Raw genomic sequence first — 10,288 nt, 5'->3', positions numbered from 1 at the left:
GAAGAAGGACGAGAAGAGGGCAGAGAAGAGGGCAGAGAAGAGGGCAGAGAAGAGGGCAGATTAGAAGGTGAAAGAAGCTTACTATTGCGACAGCTTGAGCGCCGCTTTGGAAAACTAACAAGTAATGCCTTCGCATTGCTTGAAGCCTTGAATTCCCAAGACCTAGAACGCTTATCAGAAGCAATCTGGGATTTTAAGACCAGTGAGGATTTACTCAACTGGCTCCAAGAGCACTCTAACTAACGGTAGCTATGCCTTAGTTGCCTAAAATCAGACTAGACCTCTTGGAAAAATTGGGAATCAAAACCGATTACTGTATGGCTGTTACTCTCCTACTCCAACAACTTACCGTTCCCCCAGGCCAAAGACTGTTGATTCATAACCTAGAGTGGGCTGAATTTGAGTCTGTTCTAGAAGAACTAGGGGAACATCGCTCTGCCCGTATTGCCTATAGCCACGGAACCTTAGAAATCAGAATGCCTACCCCAGAACACGAAGTCGATAAAGAACTGCTCGGTGATTTGGTTAAAATTTTGCTTGATCAGTTAGAAATCGACTGCGAGTGCTTTGGTTCCACTACCTTCAAGGGAGAAAATATGGACAGTGGCATTGAACCGGATCAATGCTTCTACATCCAAAACCACGCTAGAATCCGAGACAAGGGGCGCGTCGATCTTACCCTTGACCCACCGCCAGATCTAGCCATTGAAGTGGATGTTACCTCCAAGACTCAACTGGTTTAACAGTAAAAGACTTAGAAAAACTGCAAGCTGAACATCCTGATTATCAGATGGAACTAGTGGCTGGAGAAATTATTGTTATGAGTCCTTCAGGTATAGAATCAGATCAAGTAGCTGCTGCAATTGTTGCCCAGTTATCAAACTGGGTACGACCTCGTAGACTAGGCAGGGTAACTGCTTCTAGTGGTGGTTTTCGTTTACCTAACGAAGATGGAGATGTCCGCACACCCGATGCTTCTTTTATCCTAGCTGAACGTTTACCTCGCACTACAGAAGGTTACGCGGAGTTAGTTCCTGACTTGATGTTTGAAGTTAAATCTAAGAGTGGCAGTTTGGCTAAATTACGCCGGAAGATCCAGCAATTTCTGGAATTGGGAACTCAAGTTGGGGTGTTAGTGGATCCGAGAACTCGCACCATGGAAGTTTATTGCTTTAATCGAGATAAGGTTGTGCTGGGGGATGGGGATGTGCTGGAAGTACCGGAATTACTTCCTGGGTGGGAATTGTCTGTAGTGGAAGTTTGGGCTCCTGAATTTGATTGATAAAACCAGTTTATTATTCTAAGGTATTACGTTAATTTTGAATGTTTAAAAGGTATTTTATATGATTATAACGAATGTCAATATTAGTCAAAAGTCTCAAGAAATTTTGAGAAAAGCGGCGGCGGAAAAACGAATGTCTGTAGAGGATATGGCTTCAGAAATATTAAGCGATGCAGCGCCTTCACGCGGGGGTCTCCCCCACTCGCTATTGCATCAAGACAATGAAGCTATTCAAAATAAGCTTTCCGGAATTGCCACTATTGGTGAAGTCAAAAGCGATGCAGCGCCTTCACGCGGGGGTTTCCCCCACTCGCTATTGCATCAAGACAAGGAATATCCTATCTTACCATTGGCAAACAAGCAGCCCTACGCATACTATGCCGATCCTGAAGAGCCAGCTATCCCTCTAGAAGACTGGGATATGGAGAAGAGTTCTGAAGAGGTTTTATGATTTTTATGGACACTCATATTTTTGTTTGGTGGAATCAGAACGATCCTAAACTGACGTGCTCCTTATAAACTGTCCTCTGGTAACAGAGGCATTGACTCTAACATCTACTATTGAGATCTAGCCATGAAAAAAATTTTGGTATTATGGACAACTTTTCGATCAACATCCACCGCTTTTAAAATGATGATGCAAGCAAGGGGAGACTTTATTGTTCTTCATGAACCCTTTAGCCTATACTATTTCGGTAGCGAGGAAAGGAAATCTGATCGCTGTGCAAAAGCTGAGATTAATCCAGCTTATAATTTTCAACCCCTATTCCAAGACCTAATCAATAAGGCTCAAAGCCAACCTGTCTTTATTAAAGATATGGCTTTATATATTTACGAGCGAGCCGATGAAGCTTTTTTATCCCACTTTAACCACACTTTCCTTATTCGCCATCCTGCCAAAAGCCTTCCTTCTCTATTTGCCGGTTGGCCTGACTTCCACTTAAGTGAAACTGGGTATGCAGAACTTTACCAATTGTTTGAAGTCACCAAAGCCTTTCTGGGACAAGTCCCCCCCCTCATTGACTCAGATGACTTGGTACAAAAACCAGAGGCCACGATTAAAGCTTACTGTGATGCTGTAGGAATTCCGTTTATGCCCCAAGCGTTAAAATGGGATCCTAAGATATGCTCTAAAATATGGACTCTTCCATGGGAAGGAGATTGGCACACTTACTTACAATCGAGTCGGGAATTTAAAGAAAGGGACAGAAAAAATTACGTTAGTGTTGAAAACAATGAACACTTGAAGCAGGCCTATGACTACTGTTTACCTTATTACCAAAGACTTTATGAACATCGACTGCGGATTGAATAACCACTTTTAACTACAGACTTTAAGCAATGAAAAGAGTAGTTTTTATCCTTCGTAGGGGAAATGGGTAGTGGTGCATTGTAATGATATCGGTAACGGTATGGTGAGGGTTTCAGCCCCCACCCAGCATCACTATGCAGGACTACCTAATCTTCTAAGTCATCAATAGAAACTTTACACTTAAACCTCTTTTTTTGCAAATCGTTTATTATTTCGTTTATTCTAGATTTGTTAGTCATTGTTATTTACATCCTTTTTAACATCGAATTCCAATTCTTCGAGCCGTTATAACCAAACAAATCTTGATAGTAAGTATCAATTAAGTACTCATTTTGATGCTGAATCATCCAGTTTTTGAGTAAATCAAGCTTACATTTCATCCGTTCAATAAATTCTTGATCTTCCCAATCTGACCAAGCCTCCCATAAAGCTTTATTTGTGTCTTCAATAATTAAATAATCTCCATTTTGTAACCCATTATTATGAAAATAATCCAGTATCCCGACTAAATTAACATGAGCATCTTCTATGATTAACCAAGGATGAGGAAGTGTAGAAAGCAGTGTGGTCGATAAAACCAGATCGATCTGGTTACAATCGCCTTCCAAAAATTTTATCTTGGGTTGGGCTTTGGCTTTTTCATCAAGTAAGGATAAATCGATATCAACAGAGTAGACAAGACCTTCAATCTCAAATAACTTCAACTGATCTGCTAACCATACTGCACTTCCTCCAGTATCTGCACCAAGTTCAATAATTGTCTTTGGTTGGAGTTCGTAAATCAGCATTGGATAAAGGGCAATTTCTATAGGACTTTTGTCCATTGGTATCCCTTTCCAGGTTTGTAAATGATAGTTTTCAGTCAGAGGTCTCCAAATCCCCTTGGGAAGGGAGCAGATATCTTCTCGATCAGAAATTTTGACAAGTCTTTTATTCTGTGAGATTTCTTGATCAGATCTAATGAATTGATCAGCACTTTGATTCTTCATTGGGATCACTCCTCAAACAGATTTAACTGGGTGCATCTCATTTTTGAAGTTTGACCTCGTGGTGCGTTACGGGACGTACTTCCACAAAACTGGCTACAGCTTGCTTCTTGGCGAGTCCGTCTTATCACGCACCCTACGGCACTTTTTTACAAATATGAGATGCACCCGATTTAACTTTTGGTGATCGTATTTTCCCCTCTTCAATACCAACCCCATCTTCATTCCACTGCCAATCAAAAGCATAGATCCAATACAGACAGGTGGAATTTCCATATCTAGTTTTGTGAGGTACTTTAGCAGGTATTTTGAATATTTCACCAATGGGAGGATAGTAAGTTTGACCTTGAAAATAAATCTCCATTTCTCCTTCTATAAGGATAATAAATTCGTCAGTTTTATGACCTGGATTTGACCAAGATTCCACAGAATTTGTTTGATAAATTTCGCATTTAAAACCTTTTTGTTCCCATTCTTTTTTTAATTCTTCTAAACCTAGATTAATTTTTGATTTATTCATGGTTTTTCCTGTTATGTTAGATATTTACTCACATTAAAAGAGAAATGGTATATTTGGACTTAATATCAGTTATTAAGTTTCCTTTTTTTTAAAGCAAGCAGATACATCAACTTGGCTTCGTCATATATCGGAAAACCCTCTTCACTAACTAATGTCCACGGTAATTTATCTAAGTCTATCTGCATTTTACGGCGATAGTCTTCCCGTATGGTTAATAAAAAAATTCCCTCCTCTTTTAAAATACCGAATAGATTGTTTAAAACTGCAACTCCAGCATGAGCATAAGCAAAAACTCCTGCTGCAATAATAGCATCAAAAGTTACTGAATTGCTAAAAATTTGGGAATCTTCTAGATTACACTGATGCAGACTTTGATATACTTGTCTCTCTTTAGCGATCGCCAGCATTTTTTCTGACAAATCCGCAGCAGTCAGATTAGTATATCCCTGTTGGGCTAAGGCTTCACCCACTAACCCTGTCCCAGCACCAGCATCTAAGATTGTGGCATCTTTCTTAGGAAGCAGTTTGCTTAATGTCCGTGCTATGTTGCCAGGCATAAAAGACCAATCTTCTCTTACATCTGCATCATAGGTATTTGCCCAACTATCGTAATTAGTTTTTAATTCCTCAGTGCTTTGGCTATCACAAATCATAGATAACCAAGGTCTTGTTTCTGAAATATCTTTGCCTTGTTCTCTGGACATCTTATGTTCTAACGCAATGGCATTTTCAGATCCCACCGAAGCCATAGAAAGAGAATAAAGCTTGCGGATAAATAGATCAATATCTTCCGGCTGAGTATCGAAATTGGTCATCCATCGAACTAATCCAGTAGAACTATCCCAAACATAAAAATGACAAACATTAACCAGAGCTTCGATCCAATTAGGTGGAATTTTCGCAAAGACAGCATTGGTCTCAACAGGATATACTATCTCAACTTCAGGTATGGTAGATACTTGTTCAGCAAGATACTTAGCCATTTTGTTTTCATGGCTAGCATTTTGCAGCCAGTGGTCATCTTTGAGTAACGCTAAAAACTGGGCGGCGATAAATCGAGCTTTTGAAGGCATCTGCATACTTTGTTTCCAGATAGCCGAAAAATTCCGACATAACGAGGGGTCAGAGTTAGTAAAGATGACTGCTTCTCCCATCAAAAGCCCATTTTTAGTTCCACCAAAAGATATAGCATCAACACCGAGTTCCGTCGTTAGCGCACCCAAGGAACAATTAAGTGAAGCTGCAGCATTGACAAGACGTGTGCCATCCATGTGAACCCTCATACCCTGCTGATGGGCATATTCCACTAAAGCTAAAATCTCCTTGGGACGATACACCGTTCCAAGTTCCGTGGACTGGGTTATGGATATCACACGAGGGATAGAGGCATGAACCTCCTCTTGCCAATACAAGTAACTTTCAATATCTTGAGGTCGCAGATGCCCATCAGCGGTTTCAATCGGAACTAACTTACTACCAATGAAATTCTCCACAGCCCCACATTCACTATGGTAGAGGTGTGCTTTACTAGAACAGAATATGGCTTCAAAAGAGCGACACAAACAAGCCAAAGCGAATACGTTGGAACCAGTCCCACCGAAAGTAAAAAATACCTGACAATCAGCCCCAAAATTTCTATGGAATTGTTCCATAGCTAAGCGCGTCCACTCATCTTCGCTATAGGCATGAGCGTGTCCTTGGTTAGCGGCTAGGATAGCCTTCATAATTTCGGGATCGACTCCAGCCTCATTATCTGAGGCCAGACCTCTGATCTTGGAATTGACTGGGGATTTTCGATCGCTTTGGGAATTCATCGGCATTTTTAATAGGAAGTATTACTCTAGAAAGTTGTTCTAAGTATTGGTTCTAAGTATTCTCAGTCGGCTTTCAAAGTCTTCCATATTTAAATAGCAGTTTACCATGCGTCTTTCCCCTTCATAAGCTAGTCGTCCATGCAAAAGACGCCAGTTGTCAAACAAGAGAACATTTCCAGGAGTGAGGCGAAAGCGATATTGATTGGCTGGGTCATCAATAATTTTACGCCATTCCCAAAGAGCCTCATAGACCTGTGTCGTTTGTTCTCCCCAGTAAAAAGGTGCGCGATCCATGTGATTGAATCGAATTCGTTTTACCTGGTTTTCAGCATCAAGTTTAATTAGAGGTTGCCTTGTTTCTAAATGGGTATCAACTTCTAAATAGTGCCCTGGCATATCAACCTTGGTAAGCAAGGAGAAAGCGTCAGGATATGATTCCCGGAGAGTTTGGGCAGCATAGAAGCCATCTATGAAAATACTCTCTCCACCAATATAATCGCGATCGAGAACGTGAAATACAATCAGTCCAGGGGGGTCGTAGGAATAAGTTCCATCGGTGTGGGCTGCCAGATACCCATTGGAATAGGCGCTATCAGCATGGGGTTCGCTAGTATCGGAGTCAGCAAAACCGCCAAAGATATCCATCCTAATATAAGCTACCCGTTCAATCAGTGCTCGGGTTGACTCACGATTAGGTGGTGTATTTGATACCATTCCCAGACCATAACAGGCAATATTCTCTAACCATTTTTTTAATCCCCTAGATTCACTCATTACTTCATTGAAAGTGACTGTGGGTAGCCCATTAGCAAATGTGTTGGCTGTCCAGAGGATTAAATTTTTGGGAGTCGAACTTTTGTCAATGGTGCTTAAGGTTGTCATGCTTAAAATTTTTATACTTTAAACCCCTTTCTTTTCACGAGCCTGGGGAACTGGACGTTGATAGGATTTGTTCTGAATTACGCGCAGACGACTATGGAAATCTTCCATATTTGACATACAGACAGCAAGGTGATGATTCCCATCCATCGCACTACCACCATGCAAGACACGCCAATTATCCCACAGCACCATTTCTCCTGGATTTAAGCTGAGTTTTCGATGTTGGGATTGCTCCTCAACCCATGCCTCAAACTGCTTCAAAGCAGCTTGCAAGGCTTGTTTGTTTGGCAAATCCTGCTCAGCAACAGCAAGTTGTGCTTTCGGATTGTAGCGTATACGCTTGAGTCGATCATAACTATCTAGGGTCACAATCGGATCTGAAGCAATCAGATTGATATCCTGCCTCAGGTACTGATAAGAAACAGTATTATTTTGTAATAAACTTAGAGTCTGGGGTGCTTCGCTTTTGATTCTGTCAACAAGCGCCAGACCATCAACAAAAATCATTTCCCAGGGTGAAATAGTTTGGTCGAGGCATTGAACCAGTTTGATACCTGGTGGGTCGTAATTAAAAGCTCCATCGGTATGAAGATGGGTTTCATCATAGTCGGAATTACTTGATGGTTTAATTTCGACTATGTCCCCCAAACTACTTTGCCGCAGATAGGCAATTCGGTGCATAAGTTGAGCCGCTTCAGCTTTACTCGCCTTGGCACCAATCACTTTACAGACTCCGACTTGGGTGAGATGTTCAACCAAGTGCCTTAATCCGATATCTGTGTCAATGACACTTCGATAATCAAGACTTGGTAAATCATTACTCCAGTATTTTCGTTCATCTACTGCTACGGAGTTTTCAAGATTAAGCATTCTCCATAGCCAATCATAGGAAAAGTAACTTTTGTGATTATCCTGCCATTGAATTATCAGCCCTGCGGTATCAGTATCTACAAGGACGTCTTCCCAGCTAAATCTCTCCCAGCCAATGAATACATCAAATTCTCTCTGGGCACTAGAAGTGAAACACTCACTACATTGACAGTGATCTCGCAGCCACATCCACGGTAAGCTTACCCTATCTAAATTATTGGTGACTTTATAAACCAAATCCACTTCGATGCCTTTGTCACTAGTCTGCCAAGATTGAACTTGAACCTTTTGAGATGATGAAGATAATGGGGATTTTTCAACACAATTCATGAAAATGAAACTTACTCCTCTAAGCTTTATACAATATAAAGTTTCAGGCTTTGCTACAGAAAAATCGGCTGAAGTTGCGGCATCGGGCGAATTGTACTTTCCACTGCAATACCATTACGTAAGGCTAACAGTAATCCCGCCGCCTCCATGTAGCTATTGACACGATATATCGGGTTGCCCTGAGTTTCGATTTGCAATCTTTCAGGAGTAATATCGTACTTAGTGGTATTATCTTTGATTAAGATTACGGGCACACCTTGGTCTAAACACGCTAAAAACGGAATATTACCCACGGTTGTTTCTGGCATTACCACCGCCGAAACATTCTCCACCGATATCCTAGTTTCCCCTGCGGCTACGGGAGTATCAAACCTTACCGGACGGGGAGAATTGATTAAACCATTGAGGGGGGAACAAACATAGGCACTGGAAATTAATTCTGCTCCATCCCTAGGGTCTACTAATTTCCCAAATCCCGTATGTTCCCACTCCAATAATAAGGGAGCATGGGCAGCAGTAAAGGGATAAAAATTAGTGAGCATGTGGGTCATAATTGCTTCCGCACCGCCCCAAGGATTGGGGATAGATTCCCCTCGGTAGTAAGCTTGACGTATTTTATCGTCTACTTCCAAAGTGGTCATTAAAGCCACCGCCCTAGCCGAAGAACTTTCCACCACATCTAGAGCCTTCATCAACTCGTCCATACCTTTAAATTCCCCGGAAGCATTACCATACTGGGAATAGGTACAGGCGGTTTCCACTGGGCCACCAGTTACCACTACTGGATCAATATTAATTCCCCCCACAGCGCGCAAGCCATTGAGAGCATTAATAACATTATTTAAAAATCTCTCATCTCTTGGCTTTTCAATAATCGCTGCGATGTTTTTGCGCTTTTCTGGAATCACTCCAATATTACCCAGTAGTAACTGACAAATCAGATTCCCTTCCAGATAAAGCACATTATCCTGACCGAAATAGATATCCGACGCAGTAACGGCATTGGGATTGGTGACCAGATAGTCACAAGCGGAGGCTAACAGATTGGTACTAGGAGTAGCATCTCCCGCAAAACCACCAATTTCTGCTCTGACTCCGGTGGGAATAATACTAACTGCGACAAATGGTTGGTTAGAAACCCGTTGACGAATATTAATATCAAGTAATGATGACCAAACCGGCTCTCTGTCTGTATCGATAAAGCTGGATTCAAAGGTGAGTGTGTCTCCTTCAACCTTGGTTAAAATCAAGCGAATGGGAACACCTGGTAAGGGAAGCGCAGCAATTTTTTGGGAAATTTCTCTCCAGGTGCGCTGTGAGGGAGGGCATTGGATTTCAAAATCTTTGGTATAGACTTGGGTCATTCTCTATATTTACTTATCTAACAACTTATTCAGCCAATGGTATGAATTTTACCCTAATCATCGACTGCCTTACGAATTAACTCATTAGGTCTAATTCCCATTGATTCAGCAATGGAGAAAACCTAGGGGAATCCATCTTTGAGCGTTCATTTCCTTGCCTCCTAAGTTTTCCACTTAGCCATAGTATCCTAAGAATTAATTTTCATGGTAAAAAAAATTGTTAAATTTTGTAAAAAAACCAGATCAGAATGGGGTGAATCCCTGTTTTGATAAACGAAGATGGAGATGTTCGCGCTCCCGATGCTTCTTTTATCCTAGCTGAACGTTTACCTCGCACCACAGAAGGTTACGCGGAGTTAGTTCCTGACTTGATGTTTGAAGTTAAATCTAGAACTGATAGTTTGGCTAAATTACGCCGGAAAATCCAGCAATTTCTGGAATTGGGGACTCAAGTTGGGGTGTTAGTGGATCCGAGGACTCGCACCATGGAGGTTTATCGCCTCAATCGAGATAAAGTTGTGCTGGGGAATGGGGATGTGCTGCAAGTGCCGGAATTGCTTCCTGGGTGGGAATTGCCTGTTGTTGAGGTTTGGGCACCTGAGTTTGATTGAGAAGACTGTTTATTCTTCTCAAGTATTAGATTAAGTTTGAATGTTTTAAAGGGATTGAATATGTTTATAACAAATATCAAAATCAGTCAAAATTCTCAAGACATTTTAATAAAAGCGGCGGCGAAAAAACGAATGTCTGTAGAGGATCTTGCTTCAGAAATATTAAGCGATGCAGCGCGGTCTTGGGGAGGCAGCGCGGTCTTGGGGAGGCAGCGCGGTCTTGGGGAGGCAGCGCGGTCTTGGGGAGGCAGCGCGGTCTTGGGGAGGCAGCGCGGTCTTGGGGAGGCAGCGCGGTCTTGGGGAGGCAGCGCGGTCTT

The 10,288-nt window shown here is 41.8% G+C and carries 11 protein-coding genes and 2 pseudogenes; 7 read left to right on the top strand and 6 right to left on the bottom strand.

The window, feature by feature from the left end:
• The 5 genes and pseudogenes from F6K38_RS28775 to F6K38_RS28755 all read left to right on the top strand — a co-directional run.
• Window positions 1-243, top strand: a 243-nt coding sequence (locus tag F6K38_RS28775) for a DUF4351 domain-containing protein (RefSeq protein WP_287358477.1), incomplete at its 5' end; no start/stop codon positions are given.
• Window positions 244-317: 74 nt separating this feature from the next.
• Window positions 318-737, top strand: a pseudogene (locus tag F6K38_RS28770) (Uma2 family endonuclease); the annotation flags it as partial.
• A gap of 53 nt (window positions 738-790) precedes the next feature.
• Window positions 791-1,282: a Uma2 family endonuclease gene (locus F6K38_RS28765; protein WP_008188152.1), complete on the top strand. Its 492-nt coding sequence runs from the start codon at window positions 791-793 to the stop codon at window positions 1,280-1,282.
• Between the two features lie 61 nt (window positions 1,283-1,343).
• Entirely contained in the window at window positions 1,344-1,733 is a 390-nt protein-coding gene (locus F6K38_RS28760) for a hypothetical protein (protein WP_008188151.1), read from the top strand.
• Window positions 1,734-1,856: 123 nt separating this feature from the next.
• A complete protein-coding gene (locus F6K38_RS28755; RefSeq protein WP_008188150.1) occupies window positions 1,857-2,597 on the top strand; it encodes a sulfotransferase-like domain-containing protein in 741 nt (246 codons plus the stop codon).
• 242 nt (window positions 2,598-2,839) lie between these two features.
• Here the strand turns inward: F6K38_RS28755 and F6K38_RS28750 are convergent, their stop codons facing one another.
• The 6 genes from F6K38_RS28750 to F6K38_RS28725 all read right to left on the bottom strand — a co-directional run bounded on the left by F6K38_RS28750 (window position 2,840) and on the right by F6K38_RS28725 (window position 9,360).
• Window positions 2,840-3,583: a CmcI family methyltransferase gene (locus tag F6K38_RS28750; protein WP_008188149.1), complete on the bottom strand. Its 744-nt coding sequence runs from the start codon at window positions 3,581-3,583 to the stop codon at window positions 2,840-2,842.
• 133 nt (window positions 3,584-3,716) lie between these two features.
• Window positions 3,717-4,100, bottom strand: coding sequence for a cupin domain-containing protein (locus F6K38_RS28745; protein WP_008188148.1), 384 nt, complete (start codon window positions 4,098-4,100; stop codon window positions 3,717-3,719).
• 65 nt (window positions 4,101-4,165) lie between these two features.
• Window positions 4,166-5,920, bottom strand: coding sequence for a beta-eliminating lyase-related protein (locus F6K38_RS28740; RefSeq protein WP_008188147.1), 1,755 nt, complete (start codon window positions 5,918-5,920; stop codon window positions 4,166-4,168).
• Between the two features lie 33 nt (window positions 5,921-5,953).
• A complete protein-coding gene (locus tag F6K38_RS28735) occupies window positions 5,954-6,796 on the bottom strand; it encodes a TauD/TfdA family dioxygenase (protein WP_008188146.1) in 843 nt (280 codons plus the stop codon).
• Between the two features lie 18 nt (window positions 6,797-6,814).
• On the bottom strand, window positions 6,815-7,996 hold the full coding sequence (locus F6K38_RS28730; protein ID WP_008188145.1) for a TauD/TfdA family dioxygenase: 1,182 nt from the start codon (window positions 7,994-7,996) through the stop codon (window positions 6,815-6,817).
• A 53-nt stretch (window positions 7,997-8,049) separates the two neighbouring features.
• A complete protein-coding gene (locus F6K38_RS28725; protein ID WP_008188144.1) occupies window positions 8,050-9,360 on the bottom strand; it encodes a DUF3326 domain-containing protein in 1,311 nt (436 codons plus the stop codon).
• Between the two features lie 266 nt (window positions 9,361-9,626).
• Here F6K38_RS28725 and F6K38_RS28720 point away from each other — a divergent pair.
• Window positions 9,627-9,971 (top strand): annotated as a pseudogene (locus F6K38_RS28720) (Uma2 family endonuclease); the annotation flags it as partial.
• A 60-nt stretch (window positions 9,972-10,031) separates the two neighbouring features.
• Window positions 10,032-10,288: hypothetical protein (locus F6K38_RS28715; protein ID WP_287358475.1), on the top strand; the 257-nt coding region annotated here is incomplete at its 3' end.

This window comes from Moorena sp. SIO3B2 (assembly GCF_010692525.1).
GTDB lineage: Bacteria > Cyanobacteriota > Cyanobacteriia > Cyanobacteriales > Coleofasciculaceae > Moorena > Moorena producens.
The sequence above is the reverse complement of the archived record's forward strand: the minus strand, read 5'-3'. Positions and strand labels throughout refer to the sequence as shown.

Bases quoted from the DNA above. Each gene is read 5' to 3' on its own strand.
- F6K38_RS28765 (WP_008188152.1), top strand. From the start codon at position 791: ATGGAACTAGTGGCTGGAGAAATTATTGTTATGAGTCCTTCAGGTATA.
- F6K38_RS28760 (WP_008188151.1), top strand. From the start codon at position 1,344: ATGATTATAACGAATGTCAATATTAGTCAAAAGTCTCAAGAAATTTTG.
- F6K38_RS28755 (WP_008188150.1), top strand. From the start codon at position 1,857: ATGAAAAAAATTTTGGTATTATGGACAACTTTTCGATCAACATCCACC.
- F6K38_RS28750 (WP_008188149.1), bottom strand. From the start codon at position 3,583: ATGAAGAATCAAAGTGCTGATCAATTCATTAGATCTGATCAAGAAATC.
- F6K38_RS28745 (WP_008188148.1), bottom strand. From the start codon at position 4,100: ATGAATAAATCAAAAATTAATCTAGGTTTAGAAGAATTAAAAAAAGAA.
- F6K38_RS28740 (WP_008188147.1), bottom strand. From the start codon at position 5,920: ATGCCGATGAATTCCCAAAGCGATCGAAAATCCCCAGTCAATTCCAAG.
- F6K38_RS28735 (WP_008188146.1), bottom strand. From the start codon at position 6,796: ATGACAACCTTAAGCACCATTGACAAAAGTTCGACTCCCAAAAATTTA.
- F6K38_RS28730 (WP_008188145.1), bottom strand. From the start codon at position 7,996: ATGAATTGTGTTGAAAAATCCCCATTATCTTCATCATCTCAAAAGGTT.
- F6K38_RS28725 (WP_008188144.1), bottom strand. From the start codon at position 9,360: ATGACCCAAGTCTATACCAAAGATTTTGAAATCCAATGCCCTCCCTCA.